The 19,418-nt window shown below is 54.9% G+C and carries 19 protein-coding genes; 10 read left to right on the plus strand and 9 right to left on the minus strand.

The genetic code is table 11. The features are described 5' to 3' along the window. The first annotated feature begins 53 nt into the window (after positions 1–53). Positions 54–1,199, plus strand: coding sequence for a fatty acid desaturase (locus tag R3196_RS06755; RefSeq protein ID WP_318936049.1), 1,146 nt, complete (start codon positions 54–56; stop codon positions 1,197–1,199). A gap of 18 nt (positions 1,200–1,217) precedes the next feature. Here the strand turns inward: R3196_RS06755 and R3196_RS06760 are convergent, their stop codons facing one another. The 6 genes from R3196_RS06760 to R3196_RS06785 all read right to left on the minus strand — a co-directional run bounded on the left by R3196_RS06760 (position 1,218) and on the right by R3196_RS06785 (position 6,670). Then, positions 1,218–3,536 (minus strand): Tex family protein, encoded by a 2,319-nt coding sequence (locus R3196_RS06760; protein WP_318935999.1) that lies wholly within the window; start codon positions 3,534–3,536, stop codon positions 1,218–1,220. Between the two features lie 101 nt (positions 3,537–3,637). Beyond that, the gene (locus R3196_RS06765) at positions 3,638–4,234 is read right to left on the minus strand and encodes a 3'-5' exonuclease (protein WP_318936001.1); all 597 of its coding nucleotides are present in this window, start codon (positions 4,232–4,234) and stop codon (positions 3,638–3,640) included. Continuing rightward, on the minus strand, positions 4,227–4,712 hold the full coding sequence (gene greB, locus R3196_RS06770) for a transcription elongation factor GreB (RefSeq protein ID WP_318936003.1): 486 nt from the start codon (positions 4,710–4,712) through the stop codon (positions 4,227–4,229). Before greB ends, R3196_RS06765 begins: the two co-directional genes overlap by 8 nt. Positions 4,713–4,730: 18 nt before the next feature. Beyond that, complete coding sequence (locus tag R3196_RS06775; RefSeq protein WP_318936005.1) at positions 4,731–5,024, minus strand: type II toxin-antitoxin system RelE/ParE family toxin; 294 nt, start codon at positions 5,022–5,024, stop codon at positions 4,731–4,733. Further along, a complete protein-coding gene (locus R3196_RS06780) occupies positions 5,012–5,284 on the minus strand; it encodes a CopG family ribbon-helix-helix protein (RefSeq protein WP_318936007.1) in 273 nt (90 codons plus the stop codon). The genes R3196_RS06775 and R3196_RS06780 overlap by 13 nt, the downstream gene beginning before the upstream one ends. A gap of 456 nt (positions 5,285–5,740) precedes the next feature. Then, on the minus strand, positions 5,741–6,670 hold the full coding sequence (locus R3196_RS06785) for a sodium-dependent bicarbonate transport family permease (RefSeq protein WP_318936008.1): 930 nt from the start codon (positions 6,668–6,670) through the stop codon (positions 5,741–5,743). A gap of 134 nt (positions 6,671–6,804) precedes the next feature. Here R3196_RS06785 and R3196_RS06790 point away from each other — a divergent pair, with 134 nt between their 5' ends. The 5 genes from R3196_RS06790 to envZ all read left to right on the plus strand — a co-directional run bounded on the left by R3196_RS06790 (position 6,805) and on the right by envZ (position 13,705). Next, positions 6,805–7,416: a TetR/AcrR family transcriptional regulator gene (locus R3196_RS06790; protein WP_318936009.1), complete on the plus strand. Its 612-nt coding sequence runs from the start codon at positions 6,805–6,807 to the stop codon at positions 7,414–7,416. Further along, positions 7,413–9,092: an isovaleryl-CoA dehydrogenase gene (locus tag R3196_RS06795; protein WP_318936010.1), complete on the plus strand. Its 1,680-nt coding sequence runs from the start codon at positions 7,413–7,415 to the stop codon at positions 9,090–9,092. The genes R3196_RS06790 and R3196_RS06795 overlap by 4 nt, the downstream gene beginning before the upstream one ends. 5 nt (positions 9,093–9,097) lie before the next feature. Further along, positions 9,098–11,524, plus strand: coding sequence for an alpha/beta hydrolase family protein (locus R3196_RS06800; RefSeq protein ID WP_318936011.1), 2,427 nt, complete (start codon positions 9,098–9,100; stop codon positions 11,522–11,524). A gap of 105 nt (positions 11,525–11,629) precedes the next feature. After that, the gene (gene ompR, locus R3196_RS06805) at positions 11,630–12,358 is read left to right on the plus strand and encodes a two-component system response regulator OmpR (RefSeq protein WP_318936012.1); all 729 of its coding nucleotides are present in this window, start codon (positions 11,630–11,632) and stop codon (positions 12,356–12,358) included. Positions 12,359–12,364: 6 nt separating this feature from the next. Beyond that, positions 12,365–13,705, plus strand: coding sequence for a two-component system sensor histidine kinase EnvZ (gene envZ, locus R3196_RS06810; protein WP_318936050.1), 1,341 nt, complete (start codon positions 12,365–12,367; stop codon positions 13,703–13,705). On the opposite strand, the gene sthA is transcribed toward envZ, so the two are convergent. Continuing rightward, a complete protein-coding gene (sthA, locus tag R3196_RS06815; RefSeq protein WP_318936013.1) occupies positions 13,694–15,100 on the minus strand; it encodes a Si-specific NAD(P)(+) transhydrogenase in 1,407 nt (468 codons plus the stop codon). The two genes, envZ and sthA, sit on opposite strands and share 12 nt — an antisense overlap. An 88-nt stretch (positions 15,101–15,188) precedes the next feature. On the opposite strand from sthA, the gene nudE reads away from it, so the two are divergent. Both nudE and cysQ read left to right on the plus strand, forming a co-directional pair. Further along, a complete protein-coding gene (gene nudE, locus R3196_RS06820) occupies positions 15,189–15,743 on the plus strand; it encodes an ADP compounds hydrolase NudE (protein WP_318936014.1) in 555 nt (184 codons plus the stop codon). Further along, the gene (gene cysQ, locus R3196_RS06825; protein WP_318936016.1) at positions 15,736–16,593 is read left to right on the plus strand and encodes a 3'(2'),5'-bisphosphate nucleotidase CysQ; all 858 of its coding nucleotides are present in this window, start codon (positions 15,736–15,738) and stop codon (positions 16,591–16,593) included. The genes nudE and cysQ overlap by 8 nt, the downstream gene beginning before the upstream one ends. Here the strand turns inward: cysQ and R3196_RS06830 are convergent. Further along, positions 16,568–16,780, minus strand: a complete 213-nt coding sequence (locus tag R3196_RS06830; RefSeq protein ID WP_318936018.1) for a YheU family protein — start codon at positions 16,778–16,780, stop codon at positions 16,568–16,570. The genes cysQ and R3196_RS06830 overlap by 26 nt on opposite strands. Continuing rightward, positions 16,780–18,684 carry an ATP-binding cassette domain-containing protein gene (locus tag R3196_RS06835; protein WP_318936020.1) on the minus strand — a complete coding sequence of 635 codons (1,905 nt, stop codon included), beginning with the start codon at positions 18,682–18,684 and terminating at the stop codon, positions 16,780–16,782. Before R3196_RS06835 ends, R3196_RS06830 begins: the two co-directional genes overlap by 1 nt. A 102-nt stretch (positions 18,685–18,786) precedes the next feature. On the opposite strand from R3196_RS06835, the gene R3196_RS06840 reads away from it, so the two are divergent. Next, positions 18,787–19,002, plus strand: coding sequence for a YheV family putative zinc ribbon protein (locus R3196_RS06840; protein WP_318936021.1), 216 nt, complete (start codon positions 18,787–18,789; stop codon positions 19,000–19,002). After that, complete coding sequence (locus R3196_RS06845) at positions 18,999–19,415, plus strand: MAPEG family protein (protein WP_318936022.1); 417 nt, start codon at positions 18,999–19,001, stop codon at positions 19,413–19,415. Before R3196_RS06840 ends, R3196_RS06845 begins: the two co-directional genes overlap by 4 nt. The last annotated feature ends 3 nt before the right edge of the window (positions 19,416–19,418 follow it).

Here is a 19,418-nt window from a genome sequence, read left to right on the forward strand (position 1 = left end):
TAGCTTAAAGTTTATTGTTTTATATGTTGTCAGAGAATATGTCCTCAGAAAAAATTCAGAAGCCCCCCTTAATCTGGCTTACCACGCTGGTGTTTACCATTACCTTTCTCGTATCTGCTATCGGCGTCCCCTGGTACGGGCTGACTCATGGTTTTTCAACCACCCTGGTGGTGGCGATGATCGCCACCATTGGCTTTGCCGGTATTTCGATTACCGCCGGTTATCACCGGCTGTGGGCACATAAAACCTACGATGCCCACTGGAGCTTGCGGATTTTATTTGCGCTAGGTGGTGCCCTGGCGGTACAGAACAGCGCCCTGCACTGGTCCTCGGATCACCGTGAACACCACAAGCATGTGGATGACAACGATAAAGACCCATATTCAGCTAAGCGTGGTTTCTGGTATTCGCATATTGGCTGGATGCTGCGTGAGTATCAGGCCTCCCGCTATAGCAACTACGATAATTGCAAGGATCTGCAAAACGACCCTGTCGTGATGTGGCAGCACCGTAATTACCTGACCCTGACGTTGCTGACCACCTTTGGCTGGCCGATTGCGCTGGGTCTGATGGTTGGTGATATCTGGGGTGCGATTTTGTTGGTTGGCTTTGCGCGGCTGGTGATCAATCACCACACCACTTTCTTTATTAACTCGCTGGCGCATATCTGGGGCAAGCAAACCTACACCGATCGCAATACCGCCCGCGATAACGGCTGGCTGGCGTTTCTGACTTTCGGTGAGGGTTATCACAACTACCATCACATTTTCTCGGCCGATTACCGTAACGGTATCCGCTGGTGGCATTACGATCCCACCAAATGGTTGATCCGTAGCTGCAGCTGGCTGGGCCTAACCAGCAACCTGAAACGCACTAACGGCTTTCAGGTCGAGAAAGCCCGGCTGGAAATGCAATTTAAAGCCCTGCGGAATAAGGGTGGGATTAGTTGTGAAACGACCATGGAGCGGTTGCAAAACGAATATGATGTACTGATTGCCAAGCTACGCCAGTATTATCAGGTACGTAAGCAATTGCTGGATGCGCGCGCCAAGGCGATAGCCGAGCAAATGCATGTGCCCACGCTGAATGAGTTACAGCAGCAGGTTGAAGACTTGCGGCAGTCCTTCCGTGAGCACAGACATCAGTTCCGGGAACTGGTGAATGCCAGCCTGCGCAAGCCATCAGAGCAGCTGAATTAATCAGCTGCTTTTTTTTTGCTACTTTTTAGCTTTAGCAAAGGCGTCAGCAAAGGCTGAACCCATCGCTGAGTTGGCGGCGGGTGCCGGAGCTGGTTTGGGCTTCGTAGCCGCCGGCTTATTCCCCTTAGCCGCAGGCTTAGCGGCAGCAGTTGGCGCTGCTACCGGTTCATCGTTAAGGCGCATCGACAAACTGATGCGCTTACGCTGCAGATCAACCTCAAGCACCTTCACTTTCACGATATCGCCGGCTTTAACCACTTCACGCGGGTCACTGACAAACTTATCCGCCAGCGCTGACACATGAACCAGACCATCCTGGTGCACGCCGATATCAACAAAGGCGCCAAAGGCCGCCACGTTACTGACTACGCCTTCTAAAGTCATGCCGGGATTAAGATCCTGCATGGTATCCACGCCTTCTTTGAAGGTCGCGGTCTTAAACTCAGGGCGGGGATCCCGGCCGGGTTTATCCAGCTCGCTGAAAATATCTTTAATGGTCGGCAGACCAAAACGCTCATCAACATAATCAGCCGGGTTCAGGCTCTTTAGAAAGCCGGTATCGCCGATAATACCCGCCACCTGCTTGTCATGTTGCTTGGCGATACGCTCCACCACGGGGTAAGCCTCCGGGTGAACCGCCGAGGCGTCCAGCGGCTGTTCGCCGTTGGTAATGCGCAAAAAGCCTGCGGCCTGTTCAAACGATTTGGGACCCATACGCGCCACTTTGAGCAGTTCTTTACGGCTGTTAAAACGGCCGTTGGTGTCCCGGTGCACCACGATATTCTGTGCCATAGTTTTGCTCAGGCCGGCTACGCGGGCCAGCAGCGGCATCGAAGCGGTGTTGAGGTCCACGCCGACGGCGTTTACACAGTCTTCAACCACCGCATCCAGGCTATGTGCCAGTTGCGCCTGACTCACGTCATGCTGATACTGGCCCACGCCGATGGATTTAGGTTCAATTTTAACCAGTTCTGCCAATGGATCCTGCAGCCGGCGGGCGATAGATACTGCGCCACGCAAGGACACATCGAGATCAGGGAATTCTTTGGCGGCCAGCTCGGACGCCGAATAAATCGAAGCGCCGGCTTCGTTGACCATGACTTTCGCGGCCTTGATCTCAGGGTTGCCCTTTAGCATGGCCTCGACCAGCTTGTCGGTTTCCCGTGAGTGGGTGCCGTTACCAATCGAGATAAGCTCAACTTTATGTTGCTTACACATGCCGGCAAGGGTGCGCATGGCCTTGTCGACCTGATTCTGGGGCTGGAACGGGAACACGGTATTGGTGCCCAGTACCTTGCCGGTGCTGTCAACGACTGCCACTTTAATGCCGGTACGTACGCCCGGATCCAGCCCCATAGTGGTTTTGGCGCCGGCCGGTGCCGCCATCAGCAAATCTTTCAGGTTATTTGCGAAGATCTGGATAGCGTCTAGTTCGGCGCGCTCACGCACCGTTCCAAACAACTCAGTTTCCATATGTAGCAGGATCTTGATGCGCCAGGCCCACTGAATGGTCTGCTGTAACCAGGCATCGGTCGGCAGACCTTGTTCGCGAAAGCCAACATGAGCGGCAATCAGTTGCTCGCCATAGCTGCGGGCTTTGGGATCTTCCTGTTGCGGGTCAGCATTAAGCTTAAGTTGCAGGAAGCCCTCATTGCGGCCACGGAATAATGCCAGCGCCCGGTGCGATGGTATTTTTTTCAAACCTTCGCTGAAGTCAAAATAATCGCGGAACTTAGCGCCTTCGGTTTCTTTACCTGGTACCACGGTGCTGGTGATTTCAGCGTTGTTCCATAGATAGTCACGAACCTTCTTCAGCAAGGCCGCATCTTCAGCGAAGCGCTCCATCAGAATAAAGCGCGCGCCTTCGAGAACGGCTTTGGTATCGGCGAAGCCCGCTTCGGCATTGATGTATTCAGCGGCCTGCTGTTCAGGATCCAGATTCTGGTCGGTAAAGAGGGCGTCGGCCAGTGGCTCAAGGCCCGCTTCAATGGCGATCTGGCCTTTGGTGCGGCGTTTGGGTTTAAACGGCAGGTAGAGATCTTCGAGTTCAGTCTTCGACTCGGTGCCCAGAATAGCCCGCTCCAGTTCATCTGTGAGCTTACCCTGGTCGCGGATGCTGGCGAGGATCACCGCGCGGCGATCCTGTAGTTCGCGCAGATAACTCAGGCGCGAAGCCAGGTTACGTAACTGGGTATCATCGAGGCCGCCGGTGGCTTCTTTGCGGTAGCGCGAAATAAAGGGCACGGTGGCGCCGTCATCAAGTAGCGCGATAGCAGCCTGCACTTGCTGCGAACTGACTGCTAACTCGTTCGCGATTTGCTGAGTAATCGAGCTCATAGTATCTCTCATGCTGAAAAAAAAACGGGCTCAAGTATACCAGCCTGAGCCAGCTAAGGGGCGGTGCGGATAAAAAAATTGGCGGGTTTCAGCGGCAATGCTTATTTTTCAGATGCTTCGGCCAGTTGCCAGTTCACATAGGGCAGCAGGCGGGCAATATTTTCGGCGTCATCAATACCTCGATGCAGCCGGCCCCTGAATTCCATATTGTGAAACGCCAGGGCTTTGCGCAGGCTGGTGCGCATAGGCTTGTCGTGGCTCTGGCACCACACCTGCTTGAGGTTGTAGTGGGGCAACTGCATAAATGCCGGTGCTACCTGATGACGCCGTTCTTCAGCCTGCAACTGGCGGTTATCGTAGTTGCCCCAGCTGCACCAGAGATCCGGCTGCCGCTGCTCAGATAACCAGCGGTCCAGCTGCGCGACGGCTTCGGCATAACGGGGCGCAGCATCCACCTGCTCCTGCTCAATACCGGTGAGGCCTTTGCAGAAGTTACTTAGCTCGGGGTGAACCACCGGCTTGACCATAAAGCTTGCCGAGCTTAAGACCTCGCCATCAGCCGTTGCCAGCGCGCAGCCAAACTCAATCACTTCCATATCATCGACGGTCTGCTTCTCGCCGGTGCTGGGCAGTGGTTGGTCCCAGCAAGTGGCTTCAAGATCCACGACCAGGATACACTCCGGCTTCACCTCAGGCATCGGCATTCACCTCATAGTTAATTTCAGTAATAAACCAGGTTTTGGTGCCCCCAGGGGTATTAACCCGGACTTCATCATCCACTTGTTTGCCCAGCGCCGCGCGGGCCATAGGTGCATCAATGGAGACGACATCCTTGCGATCATAAATTTCATCGGGCCCGACAATGCGAAAGCGACGCTCATCGCCGGCGTCATTCTCAATAGTCACCCAGGCACCAAAAAATACTTTGCCGTTCTGCTGGGGAGAGTAATCAACGATCTTGAGGTCTTCCAGGCGCTTGCTCAGAAAGCGGATGCGGCGGTCAATCTGGCGCAGCTTCTGCTTATTGTATTTATAGTCTGCGTTTTCAGAGCGGTCTCCGAGGCTGGCAGCCCAGGCCACTTTCTCGGTTGTTTCGCGACGCTCCACCCGCCACAGATGCTGCAATTCAGCCTCAAGCTTCTGGTAGCCCGCACGGGTAATTAAGTTGGTTCTCATAAATTTATCAGGCGGTCCTTATGAGTATCCGGCTTCTTTCTGATGCCGGATAGCTAAAATAACGGCAGTTTTTCCGTCATAGCGATATAAAGCAACATAACCGTTTTTGCCGAAATCTATTAACCACTCTCGAAATTCCGGTGGCATATCATCCATCGGACGGCCAATCTCAGGCTTATATGCAAGTATGTTTACACCCGTGCGAATGGTTTTTACCGCCAGACGAGCTGCGGCCGCATCCTTTTCAAGGAGAAAATTGTACAGCCGTTCTACATCGCCAAGAGCAGCGGGAGACCAAATCAGGTGTGACATGGCGGGAGCTCTGCATCATCACCCGCTTCCAGTTTTGCCAGCCAGGCATCGGCTTCTGCAAAAGTCAGGTGAAGACCGTTACTCTGGTAAGCTTCCCAGGCATTCAGGGCATCCTGTTTAAAAGCCTCGCGTTTTTCTTCCCGCTCCACATAATCATGGATTGCCTCACGCATAATCCAATGCGCAGAGCGCTGCCTGACATCGGCGAGCTGCTGTACGCGCTTCTTCAGATCGTCATTTAATTTTACCGATGTGGCCATTTTATCTCCCGGGTATCAGAGGGTAGTACCTTTTAATAATAGCGCAGTGTTTATCGGGTTGCCAGCTGAACTTCTGACTGCTGTAACCCGCATCGCCAAATAAAACAGACTTTCATTAAATTTATCAGGCGACTTTTCGAGTTTAATACTTAAGAATAAATTTACCTGGCTGGCATGCTGATTCTGGCATTTGCCTCCTATCAACTCCTGAAGCCCGGCGAACAAGAAGAGCCAGCTATTGCAGAGGTTCTGTTAAGTGACAAGAACGCTAAAACGGAGCCACAGGATGGACAAAGTCCAGCGGCTGACGAGGATGATGCTCTGGCTGATTGTGGAATAGCTCTTAAGTCGACACTGAGTAAGTCATTTATCGAACTGAGGATCACCGTTGCTCAGTCCGGGATTAGCCAGCAGGCGCAAGGTCCTGCTGGCTTGTCGGGTATGGTAGCGGTTGTGCTACTTATCCAGCCAGGCGGCGAGCAGCGGCAGATGCAGCAGCACGTTAATCGGGAAGGTGATGCCGAGCGAGGCGAGCATGGCCAGGCCGATATCGGCTTTTTTGATGGCGGCGCGGATCGCTGCCGGAGCGGCGATATAGGATGCGCTCGCCGTGAGCGCAGCCAGCACCAGGATACTACCCGTTGGCAGGTCCAGCCACCAGCCGACCGCCAGGCCGAGCCAGGCCAGCGGGAAGGGAACCAGCGCTGCGAATATAATCAAGCGCCAATGCTGCCAGGGCAGCGGCTGGAATACCCGGGCGGTACAAAGCCCCATTTCTAACAGGAACAATGACAGGAACGCTTTAAAGCCACCCACGACCACGCCTTCGATAGGTGCAAGCCCTTCAGGACCGTACATCCACCCCAGTAGCACACCACCCATCAGCAAAATCACGCCGCGGCTGGTGAGTGCTTCAATCCAGATGGCGGCCATCGAGCCTTCGATATTTGGATCGCGGTGCTGATACAGAGCCAGCATCAGGATAATTGCGGGTAATTCAAGGATAACCAGAAACAGGGTGGTTTCCGGTGCCAGCGGCATGCCGGCAGTTTCTGCGAGTGCCCAGGCGACGGCGAAGGTACCGGCGCTGACGGAACCGTAATGGGCGGCGATACTGGCGGCGTTGGCCGCATTCAGTTTGACCGCGTAGCTCAGTACCGGATACACCAGCAACGGAATAATTAGCCCCAGGGCGGCGACTAACAGAAGCTGGCTGAGTTCAATACTGGCGGCGTCGGCATGGAGTGCCAGGCCACCTTTGATACCGATGCTCAGCATCAGCAGTATGGTTAGAATTTCATAAACCGAGCCTGGAACCTTGAGATCAGATTTCAGTACCCCGGCCAGCAAACCAAGTGCAAAAAAGGCGATGACTATATCAGGCATAACGTCTCCAGAATTGTTGCTGCCGGCAGTATAGCAATGGTTGCAAAGAATGACGATGACAAATTCAACTGGCTTGACCAAAGAAATGAATCGTGATTCACTTCTTTATATGCATATCATTTTGAGATCTGGTCATGGCCTATCGTGAAACGGAGCGTGGAAAAGCGCGCAAAGCAAAAACCCGTCAGCGAATATTGCAGGCCACGGCTGAACTGGTGGATGAAAGTGGCTTTGGCCTGGTGCAAATGGGCCAGATTGCTGGCCGGGCTGGTATCGCGGCCGGTACGCTGTATCGATATTTCGCCAGCAAAGAGGCTTTGTTCGCTGATTATTTTCGTCTTGCTACTGAACAGGAAGTGCGCCAGGTAGCGGCTGCGCTACAGCAACCCGGACCAAGCAGTGAGCGGATGGAAGCCGGCCTACGGGTATTTGCCCGGCGGGCCCTGTTGAAACCGCGCACTGCCTGGGCGCTGATTGCTGAGCCCGTTGATCCTGCGGTTGATGAGCAGCGGTTACTCTATCGCCAGCGCTACGCACGCTTGTTTGAGCAGGTGATCAGCTTCGGCATGGAAAGCGGTGAGTTGCCGCCTCAGGATGCCCGGCTGACCAGTACCGCCATGGTTGGCGCGTTAGCTGAAGCTTTGGTGGGTCCGCTGGCTGAGCCGTTAACTGACCACGATGCCACCATCGATCACATTATCGCGTTTTGCCTGGCCGGGCTGACGCGCAAGGAGTATCCCCGATGAGTAAAGAATCGTTCAGCAAGGCAGAGAGGTTTCTTGCCAGCACCCATGAGGTATTCAATCAGCCGCCGGCGTTGGAAAACTATAACCTGTATAAATCCGATGTCGCCCTGCAGCAAGCGGTACGCCGTGAAGACGCTGGCTGGGCGGACGCTGACATCACCACTTTTGGTGCGCTGGCCGGGCGCAGCGATATTATTGAACTGGGCTTTAAGGCAAACGCCAACAAACCCGAGTTTCACTCACATGATCGCTTTGGGCATCGTATTGATGAAGTAAAATACCACGACGCCTACCATCAACTGATGCAGATTGCTGTTGAGAATGGCCTGCACAATAGTCCCTGGGCTGACCCCAAGCCCGGCGCCCATGTTGCCCGCGCCGCCAAATATTATCTGCACACGCAGGTCGAGGCTGCCCATGGCTGCCCCATTACCATGACCTTCGCCGCGGTACCGGCGCTGCAGCACCAGCCGGATCTGGCCGAACAGTGGCTACCGAAGATTATGTCGTCACACTATGACCCCCGTAATGTTCCGGACAGCCAAAAGCGCGGCCTGACTATCGGCATGGCGATGACCGAAAAGCAGGGTGGCTCGGATGTGCGCGCCAATACCACCCGTGCGTATGCGATTGGCCAGCAGGGGCCGGGCCAGACCTATGAGCTGGTCGGCCATAAGTGGTTCGTGTCCGCCCCCATGTGTGACGCCTTTCTGGTGCTGGCGCAGACCGCCAAGGGCGTGAGCTGCTTTTTACTGCCGCGCTGGCGGCCGGATGGCAGCAAGAACCCGCTGCAGATCCAGCGTCTGAAGAACAAGATGGGCAATGTTGCCAATGCCTCGAGTGAAGCCGAACTGCGGGGTGCGCTGGCCTGGATGGTGGGCGAGGAAGGCCGTGGTGTGCGCACCATTATCGAAATGGTGGCGATGACCCGCTACGACTGCATGATCGGCTCCTCGGCCGGTCAGCGGCAGGCGGCAGTTCAGGCCCTGCACCATTGTCATCACCGGGCGGCTTTTGGCGCTAAACTTAGCGACCAGCCGCTGATGCAGAACGTGCTTGCTGACCTGGCGCTGGAAAGCGAGGCGGCCATGACCTTAACCATGCGCATGGCCAGGGCTATGGATAACCTCGATGATGAACATGAGAAATTACTGACCCGGATCGCGGTACCCGTCGGTAAGTACTGGATCTGCAAACGCTCAGCCAATCATGCTTATGAAGCCATGGAATGTATTGGCGGCAGCGGGGTGATGGAAGACTGCATTATGCCGCGCTTGTACCGTGAAGCGCCGATCAACGCCATCTGGGAAGGTAGCGGCAACATCCAGTGTCTGGATGTGCTGCGTGCTATCAGTAAGCAACCCGAGGTACTGGACGCTTATTTCGCTGAACTCAAAGCGGCGCAGGGTGGTAACAACTATCTGGATCAGGCCGTTAGCCGGCTGCAGGATGCGTTCGCTGACACCAGCGATATGGAATATCGGGCGCGCAGCATCGTTGATCAGCTGGCGCTAACCCTGCAGGGGGCGCTGCTGGTTCAGCATGCGCCGAACAACCTGTCTGATGCGTTCTGTGCCAGCCGGCTGGGCGACCAGCCGCATGGGAATTATGGTACCTTACCTCAGGGCATCGATGTCGAGGCATTGATCACACGCGGATTTAACCAGGCGGAGTAACAAATATGAAGAAAGTAACGCAACTGCTGGCGCTGGTCGGCGGGCTGGCACTAATAGCCGGGCTGCAGAGTGCTGCAGCGAACCCGGTGAAGCTGGATTACCAGAAACCGGCTCAGGAAATTATTGATATCGTTGATGCAGCACCGTCGCCCGGCGCAGGACTGAGCCCTGATGGCCGTCTGCTGGTGGTCACCGGCTATCCGGCATTACCGGAGATCAGCGATCTGGCCGCACCTGAGTACAAACTGGCTGGACGCCGTATTAACCCGGCCAATAACAGCATCAGCCAAGCCCGTTACATTAATAAGCTGAGCCTTATCGACGTAAACAGTGGCGACGAAGCTGCCATCAAAGGTCTGCCAAAAAATCTTAAAGTCATCGGCTTATCCTGGGCTCCTGACAGCTCAGCTTTTGCGTTTTTACAGATGAACGATGATGCGGTGAATTTGTGGCATGTGGATGTTGCCAAACAGAAGGCAAAGCAGTGGAGCAAGGAAAAAATCAATGCGGTGTGGGGCAGCCAGATTGAATGGAGCCATGACAGCAAGGGTGTGTACGTACTGACGGTACCCAATAACCGCGGCGAAGAACCCAAGCGCAATCCGGTACCCACCGGGCCGATCATTACCGAGAGCCGCGGTCGCAGCGCACCAGCGCGAACCTATCAGGATCTGTTACAGGGCAAATACGATGAAGCCCTGTTTGACTACTACTTTACCAGCCAGGTTATGCATATCAGCACCCGTGGTAAAACCACCGAGCTGAATATCCCGGCCGTGATTGACGATATCAGCCTGTCGCCTAATGACGATTATCTGTTGGTGACTACCCTGCAGGCGCCATATTCCTATGCGGTGCCGCACTATCGTTTTGCCCGCACTACGGATGTCTGGAATACCAAAGGCCGCACCATTTATCAGGTGGTTGATCAGCCGCTGGCTGATGATCTGCCGATTGCTTTTGATGCCGTGGTAACCGGCCGGCGTGATATCAGCTGGCGCAATGACGCTGACGCGACCCTTATCTGGGCCCAGGCCACTGACGGTGGTGACCCGGCCAACGAAGCCGAAATCCGGGATCAGGTGTTTCAACTGGCAGCGCCATTTACCGGCGAACCGCAAAAGCTGGTTGATTTAAGCAAGCGTTATGCCCGGTTACTGGCCGCCGACGCGCAGCACGCGCTGGTGTGGGAACGCTGGTGGGCGGATCGTGATGAAAAGCTCTGGTTAGTCGACACCACCGGTGCTAACGAACCGCGGCTGGTGTGGGAGCGTTCATGGGAAGACCGGTACAACAATCCGGGTACGCCGGAAATCGTTATGCGCGATGGTCGTCGCCTGCTGTATCTGGCTGATGGCGCCATGTTGCTGACCGGTGACGGTGCGTCTGACGAAGGCGACCGGCCGTTTATCGATCGCTACTACCTGAGTGATGGCCGCACCGAACGCCTGTGGCGCTCAGAAGCGCCTTACTACGAAGAGCCGATGGACTTAATTGATCCGGCGCAACTGACTTTCCTGACCCGTCGGGAAGCCGTGGATGAACCGGCCGATTTTTATGTCCGGGATCTGCAACAGGATACGCTGACTGCTCTGACGAATACGCCCCATCCGATGCCGCATACGCTGGGCATTAGCCGTGAGCTGATTCACTATGAGCGCGAAGATGGTCTGGCGATGTCGGCCAAGCTATTCCTGCCGGCCGGCTACGATAAAGAAAAAGATGGCCCGCTGCCGACTATCGTCTGGGCCTATCCGCGCGAATATAAGAGTTCATCCGCTGCCGCACAGGTGTCGGGCTCACCTTATGAATTCAACCGCATCAGCTACTGGACGCCGCAGTTCCTGGCCACCCAGGGCTATGCGGTGATGGATGCGGCGACTATGCCGATTGTCGGCGAAGGCGCGCAGCGGCCGAACGACAGCTTTATTGAGCAGTTAGTCATGAACGGTAAAGCCGTGATCAAAGCTGGTGTCGATCGGGGCGTAACTGACCCGCAGCGCGTCGCGCTGGGTGGCCACTCCTACGGCGCGTTTATGACGGCTAACATTCTGGCACACAGCGATCTGTTCACCGCCGGAGTAGCGCGCAGCGGCGCCTATAACCGCAGCCTGACACCGTTCGGCTTTCAGCGTGAAGAGCGCACGGTGTGGGATGACGCTGAACTCTATGTGACCATGTCCCCGTTTTTCCATGCCAACAAAATTAATGAGCCATTGCTGATGATCCACGGCATGAATGACAACAACTCCGGCACCTTTCCGATGCAGAGTGAGCGTTTGTATCAGGCGGTTAAAGGCCTTGGCGGCACCAGCCGGCTGGTGATGCTGCCGCTGGAATCGCACGGCTACCGCGCCCGTGAGTCGGTGCTGCACATGCTGTGGGAAACCACCAACTGGCTGGACGAATTTGTGAAGAACAAGCCGCAGTAAAACATTTGGAAACAAAAAGCAGCGTGGTGTTACATTGCGGTTATTGGTAAAACCCGCTGCTTCTTTTATAGTAAATGCAGATGCCTGTTTAACGGAGAATACGAAATGTCACAGGAAACCTTCAAGGTTCTGGTCGTCGACGACGATGCGCGGCTGCGTAGCCTGCTGGAGCGTTACCTGAGCGAGCAGAACTTTTATGTGCGCACCGCCGCCCAGAGTGAGCAAATGGATCGTCTGCTTGAGCGTGAAAACTTCCACCTGATGGTGCTCGATCTGATGCTGCCGGGTGACGATGGCTTATCCATTTGTCGCCGGCTACGGCAGAGCAATAACGACATCCCGATCGTTATGCTGACGGCCAAAGGCGATGAGGTTGACCGCATCATCGGCCTTGAGCTGGGTGCCGATGATTACCTTGCCAAACCGTTCAATCCCCGTGAACTCTTAGCCCGGATCCGGGCGGTATTGCGCCGTCGTGGTAAAGAAATCCCCGGGGCGCCCTCGAACAGTGATGAGCAGATCAAATTTGGTGACTTCCGGCTGAATCTGGGTACCCGCGAAATGTTCCGCGGCGATGAGCCCATGCCGCTGACCAGTGGTGAATTTGCAGTGCTCAAAGCGCTGGTTACTCATCCGCGCCAGCCGATGTCGCGCGACAAGCTGATGAACCAGGCACGCGGCCGTGACTACAGTGCGCTGGAGCGCAGCATTGATGTGCAGGTTTCCCGGCTACGGCGGATGCTTGAAGTGGACCCGGCCAACCCGCGCTATATCCAGACCGTATGGGGACTCGGATACGTATTCGTACCCGACGGCGAAAGCAAGCCGGCGTAAGCCGTGATGCGAATTCTGCCGCGTTCCGCGTTTGCCCGCACTGTTGCATTAATTGCCTGTCTGCTACTGATCAACCAGGTGGTGTCATACATCATGGTGGGCTTGTACGTGGTTAAGCCAAGCATGCAGCAAATTAGTTCGGTGGTGGCCCGCCAGGTAGAAGGGGTGCTCACCCTGGATCGCTGGCTAACCGATAGTCGCCTGACCATGAGCGAGAAACGGGAGCTGGCGCGAGCCTACACTGCCGCTACCGGCATTCGCTTAATGAGCCAGAAAGAAGCGCTGCAGCAGGGACTCACTCAAACCACAGGTTATAACTTTCTATCCGCAGAAATGAGTCGCCTGCTGGGTACTGAGGCTGAAGTGCGGATTTCTCAGGGCCAGAATTATCAGGTCTGGATTCATACTGAAGGCATGCCGGATTACTGGCTGCAGATGGAACTCGACAGTTTTGATGAGGCGCGCTTCTCGCCGTTGATGTTCTACCTCATCCTTATTGGTATCCTCAGTGTGCTGGGCGGGATGCTCTTTACCAATTGGCAAAACCGCCCGCTTAAAGCACTGCAGGCAGCAGCCCGCAAAATTGGCCGCGGCGAGGTGCCTGAGCAGCTGCCAGAGCGCGGCTCAACCGAAGTGATTGCGGTGACCCAGGCTTTTAACCAGATGTCCAAAGGGGTGCAGCAGCTGGAGCAGGACCGCGCGTTGCTGATGGCCGGGGTGTCCCATGACCTGCGCACGCCACTGACCCGGATCCGACTGGCCACTGAAATGATGCCACCAAGCGAAGACTTTCTGGCCGAAGGCATCATCAGCGATATCGATGATATGAACGCCATCATTGATCAGTTTATTGACTATGTGCGGATGGATACCTCAGCAGATAATGAAACCCAGAACCTGAATTATCTGATTGAAGATGTGGTGGGGCACGTGCCGGATACCTGGAAGTCGGTGATCAGCGTGAACTACCAGACCATTCCGGATGTCCCGGTGCGGGCAATTTCGATTAAGCGGGTGCTGGTGAATTTACTGGAAAATGCTGAGCGCTACGGGCGCCAACGCATTCAGATTGATACTGGCTTTGATGCGGAGCAGCAGCTGGTCTGGTTTAGTGTCAGTGATGATGGGCCGGGTATCCCCGCCGGTGAGGTGGAGCATCTGTTACTGCCTTTTACCCAGGGCGATAAGGCCCGTGCGACCAGTGGGTCAGGGTTGGGATTGGCAATTGTGAAACGGATTATTGAGCGTCACCGCGGCCACATTAGTCTGGGCCGCAGCGAACAACTCGGCGGTTTGCAGGTACGGGTGGAGCTGCCGGTGGCCAGTTCCACAGGCTCAGCCACGTAAGCGGTTGAGCCCGTTCAGTGCCGCCACCCGATAGGCTTCAGCCATGGTGGGGTAGTTAAAGGTGGTGCTGACAAAATACTCGATGGTATTGCCATCACCTTTTTGTTCCATGATGGCCTGGCCGATGTGGATGATTTCCGCCGCCCGCTCACCGAAGCAATGAATACCCAGCACTTCTTTAGTCTCCTGGTGAAACAGGATCTTCAGGCTGCCGACGGCCATATTTGATATCTGCGCCCGGGCCAGGTGTTTAAACTGCGCCCGGCCAACTTCATAAGGAACTCGCTGTTCCGTCAGTTCTTCTTCGGTTTTACCCACTGAACTGATTTCCGGAATGGTATAGATGCCGGTGGGAATATCGCTTTTCAAACGCTGGGCACAGTCACCGGATAGCATTGCGGTTGCGCAGATACGGCCCTGATCATAAGCGGCACTGGCAAGTGACGGATAGCCGATGATATCGCCAACCGCATAGATGTTATCCACCGCCGTCTGGTAGAGCTTGGAAACTTCCAACTGCCCGCGATAATTCGGCTCGAGACCGACTTTATCAACCTGCAGCTCTTCAATATTGCCCGAGCGCCCGTTGGCATAAAGCAGACAGTCAGCAACGATACGCTTGCCCGATTTGGTTTTCATGACCACATGCTCATCGGTGCCTTCAATGCTTTCATATTCTTCATTGTGGCGGATCACCACGCCGCTATTGCGCAGATGATAGGACAATGCATCGGAAATCTCGGCATCCAGGAAGGACAGCAGACGATCGCGGGTATTGATTAAATCAACTTTAACGCCAAGCCCACGGAAAATGCTGGCGTATTCACAGCCCACCACGCCAGCGCCGTAAATAATGATACTGCGCGGTTCATGCTCAAGCGCTAGCACAGTATCGGAATCGTAAATCCGGGCATGACTGAAGTCGACATCTTTCGGGTGATAAGGCCGCGAGCCACTGGCGATCACCACTTGTTTGGTTTCGATATATTCTTCAACCCCCTCATCCTGGGTCACTTTAATACAGGTCGGGCTTTCAAAACTGGCTGTGCCGTGGATTACGGTGACCCCATTACGGTTGTAGAAACTGCTGCGTAAATTCACCTGTTTACGGATCACGCCCTGAGCATGCTTAAGAATTTCAGCAAAGGTCAGGCCACGCTGAATACGATCGTTGGAAAACAGCGGATTGCTGTGGTATTCGATGAGCCGGCTTACCGAATGCCGCAATGCTTTGGAGGGGATAGTCCCCCAATGGGTGCAGCCGCCACCGATGGAGCTGTGTTTTTCGATCATCACGACTGAGCAGCCACTCTTTGCCAGTTGCATGGCCGCGCCTTCGCCGCCGGGGCCGCTGCCAATCACTACTGCGTCAAATTGTGTCTTGGTCTGACTCATTAAGGACTCCTTTAGGTTGTGCGGTGCAGTTCTTTCCCGTTATAGTAACTAAAATCATGCAGGTTGAGCCAGCTTTAACGGATCCCGAATGGCGCACAAACAAATTCCTGAAATTTTGACCCGACAAACCGTCGCCCGCAGCAGGCTATTACGCATCGAGGCGATTGACCTGCGGTTCAGCAACGGCGTCGAGCGCCAGTTTGAACGCATGCAGGGTAGCGGTCGTGGCGCTGTGATGATGGTGCCGTTTATGGATGACGACACCCTGATGCTGGTTCGCGAATATGCAGCCGGCCTGCATAACTATCAGCTGGGCTTTCCCAAGGGGCTGATTGATGCGGGTGAAACCCCAGAACAGGCGGCAAACCGCGAACTTAAAGAAGAAATCGGCTTTGGCGCGCGCGAACTTATTCCGCTGAAGAGCGTCACCATGGCACCGCAGTTTTTTGCCGCCACTATGCATATTTTTATCGCCCGCGATCTGTACCCCGAACAACTACCAGGAGATGAACCTGAGCCATTGGAGTTGGTGCCCTGGTCGCTTAAAAAAGTTGATGCCCTGCTGGATCAGGATGATTTCACTGAGGCGCGCAGTATTGCCGCGTTGCTGATGATGCTAAGGGAACGTAACGGTCATGACTAACAAGTCACGCAAATACAGCAGCCCTGATCAACTCACGGAATGGCTGGAAGGCGCCGCTGATATCGCAGTGCGGGCTGGTACGCTGATCCTGGAGCTATACCAGGAACAAGATTTTGAAACCTTTGAAAAAGAAGATGATTCGCCGGTTACCAGCGCTGATTTCGCCGCTAATCGCATGATTCTCGATGCCCTTGGCGACTTAACTCCAGATATCCCGGTGCTCTCCGAAGAAGGTTCCCATCGTAGCTTTGAGGAGCGTCGAAAGTGGCCGCGCTACTGGATTATTGACCCTATTGACGGTACCCAGGAATTTATCAGGCAAAGCGGCGACTTTGGCGTGGTGATTAGTCTGGTTGAACATAACCGGCCGGTGCTGGGCATCATTTACTGGCCAGTCGGTGATGTCCTGTTCAGCGCGCAGCAGGGTAAAGGTACCTATAAGCAGGACCGCGATGGCAAGCGTAAAGTTGAAGTGCGTTACCTTGATGACCCCGAGCGTGACCCGCTGACTCTTGCTATCAGCCGGCGCCAGCCCGAGGCTATGGTGCTGGATCGGATGACCGCTGAGCGTCAGCTCGATTTAGAGCGGATTGGCAGCTGCTCATTGAAAGCCTGCCTGATTGCCGAAGGCAAGGCCGACTGTTTTTTACGGGTGGGGCCTACTGGTGAGTGGGATACTGCGGCCGCGGAGGTGATTGTCGGTGAAGCGGGTGGCAGCATTGCCAGCGAGTATTTTGCTCCGCTTACTTATAATCAGGAGCCGAACCTTGGCAACCCGAACTTTATTATTATGGGTGACCCAGCGGTAAACTGGCGTGACGTATTTACCTACCATCGGCAGGAAGAATAGTCACAGTTTCGTGTAGCTCGGACCAAACCAGAACCGCTTCACCGCGTTGCAGCTGCAGCCGCACATCAGCAACTTTCTCTTGCAATGATTTTTCTTCCAGCCCGTAATCAGTGCCTTCGCGCAATACAAAACTTTCGATCAGGTTCTCCAGAGTCTGCTCATCGAGCTGCTGCCAGGGGATCTCCATTAGCTCGCATCCTCCGCCTGTTGCAGGGTTTCTGCCGCTTCCATCCAGGTCGCTTCGGTTTGTTCCAGCTGTTGCCGGAGTGTCGCTTGCTGCTGCAACAGATCGGTCAGTTCAGCCTTGCGCGCGGCTTCATAGAGACCGTTATCCGCCAGTTGGTTATTTAACTGCTCCAGCGTTGATTCAAGTTCAGCCATCTGCTTCTCAGCCTTTTGCAGCTTGTCCTTCAGAGGCTTTAGGGCCTGCCGGCGCTCTGCCGCCAGCCGCTTCTCGACCTTCCGATCCACCTTGCCGGAACCGGTGTCAGCCCCCCCCTCTGAGGGGGGGGCTGACACCGAAACTTGTTGCTTCAGCCAATCATGATAGGCGTCAAGATCACCGTCAAACGGATTCACCTGCTGATTTGCCACCAGGTAAAACTCATCAACTGTGGTGCGCAGCAAATGCCGGTCGTGCGAAACAATGACCATAGCGCCTTCAAAATCCTGCAGGGCGAACACCAGGGCTTCGCGCATGGTGCTGTCCAGGTGGTTGGTCGGCTCATCAAGCAACAGCATATTCGGTTTCTGGTAAACAATCAGCGCCAGTACCAGTCGCGCCTTCTCGCCACCAGACATAGGCGCAACCAGCGAGCTGGCCATATCGCCGGAGAAGCCGAAGCCGCCGATGAAATCGCGCAGTTGTTGTTCCGTTGCTTTTTCATCCAGACGCTGCAAATGCTGTAGCGGTGTGGCCTTTGAATCCAGCAGCTCCAGTTGGTGCTGGGCAAAGTAGCCCAGGCTCACGCCGGGGTTGAGTTGCACCACCCCGGCCTGGGGCTTCAGCTCACCGGCCAGTAACTTAACCAGCGTTGATTTACCGGCACCATTGCGGCCCAGCAACCCAATACGGCTGCCCGGCACCAGATTAAATTTAATGTCTTTCAGAATCGTAAGATCGCCATAGCCCGCCTGCACCTTATCCAGGGTTAGCAGCGGGTTGGGCAACTGATTTGGTTTGCGGAAGCTGAAGTTAAAACCACTGCGGGCCAGCATGGGCGCGCTGGCCTGCAAGCGTTCCAGCGCCTTGATACGACTTTGCGCCTGGCGGGCCTTACTGGCTTTATAGCGGAAGCGATCAATATAACTTTGCAGGTGCTTTTTCTGTGCCTGCTCTTTTTCAAATAGCGCCTGCTGCTGCGCCAGTTGCTCGGCCTGCTGGCGCTCAAAGCTGCTGTAATTACCGCTGTAACTGGTCGCCCGCTGGTGCTCGATGTGAATAATTTGCTGGGCGATGGCGTCCAGGAAATCCCGGTCATGGGAAATCACCATCAGGGTACCGGGAAAGCGCTGCAACCAGTCTTCCAGCCAGAAAATCGCATCAACGTCCAGGTGATTGGTGGGCTCATCCAGTAATAGCAAGTCAGCCCGGGCGATCAGTGCCTGCGCCAGGTTGAGGCGCATCCGCCAGCCGCCGGAAAAGGCCTGCACCGGCTGATGGATCTGGGCCGGCGTAAAACCCAGGCCATCCAGCAGACTGGCCGCGCGGGCATTGGCGTCATAGCCGCCAATGGTGCCCAGCTCATCATGCAGCCGGCCGATGGCATGGCCATCCTGACGATGCTCGGCATCAGCGATCTTTTTTTGCAGGGCCCGTAGCTCCGTATCACCATCCAGAACGTATTCAATAGCAGCCTGGTCTAGCGCCGGAGTTTCCTGGCGGACACTGGCGATACGCCAGCCTTGCGGCACCTCGCAGTTGCCTTGCTCGACCTGGAGCTCGCCCCGTAACAGAGCAAACAGCGAGGACTTGCCGGTGCCATTACGGCCTACCAGGCCCACATGATGGCCCGGAAAAATGGTAATATCAGCGTCTTGTAACAATAGCTTGCCGCCACGCATCAGAGTCATGGCGCGGATGTTTATCATAAAGCTCCCCGAGCTTAGGTGTTTAGCTGCATTTTTATTCTAAACATGCGAAATTTCGGACAAAGTCTGCCACAATTATACCGCATGCCAACAGAGGTGAATATGGCCCGACAACGTAAACGTTTTATTGCTGGTGCTCAGTGCCCGGCGTGTAATGCCCTTGATACTTTAATGCTGTTTGTCGAGGATGATGTCGAGACGGTCGAGTGCGTTCAGTGTAAGCATCGCTTCAGTGAACGTGATGAGCCGGCTCAGCCCGGTGGTCAGCCTGAACCGGTGGCCATAAATAAAAACATAATTGGGATATTCAAACCATGACCGCTAGCTATCCACTGATATTTTGGGGAATCATTGTTATTATCGCTACTGTCATCCTGCAGTCGCTGATCGCTGCCGCGATCAAGGGCAAACAGCCGGATGCCATACCAGGCAAGATTGACCCCTCATTAAGCCATTCTTCGCTGATTTTCCGTACCCACCGTACTTTTATGAATTCGCTGGAAAATACCACCTTCATGCTGGCCACGATCTTTCTTGGTCTGTTCATGGGCGTCAGCGTGTTCTGGATGGGGATCTGGATCTGGATTTATGCCCTAGCCCGTATTTTCCACATGATTCTTTACTACGGCATCGCGACTGAGAAGAACCCCAGCCCGCGTAGCTATTTTTACCTGATTGGGTTGATTGCGAATATCGCCTTGTTAGTGCATTGCGCGTTGGTTTTGATCTAAGCC

It is taken from the genome of Pseudidiomarina sp., from assembly GCF_033722695.1.
In the GTDB taxonomy this organism is placed as follows: Bacteria; Pseudomonadota; Gammaproteobacteria; order Enterobacterales; family Alteromonadaceae; genus Pseudidiomarina.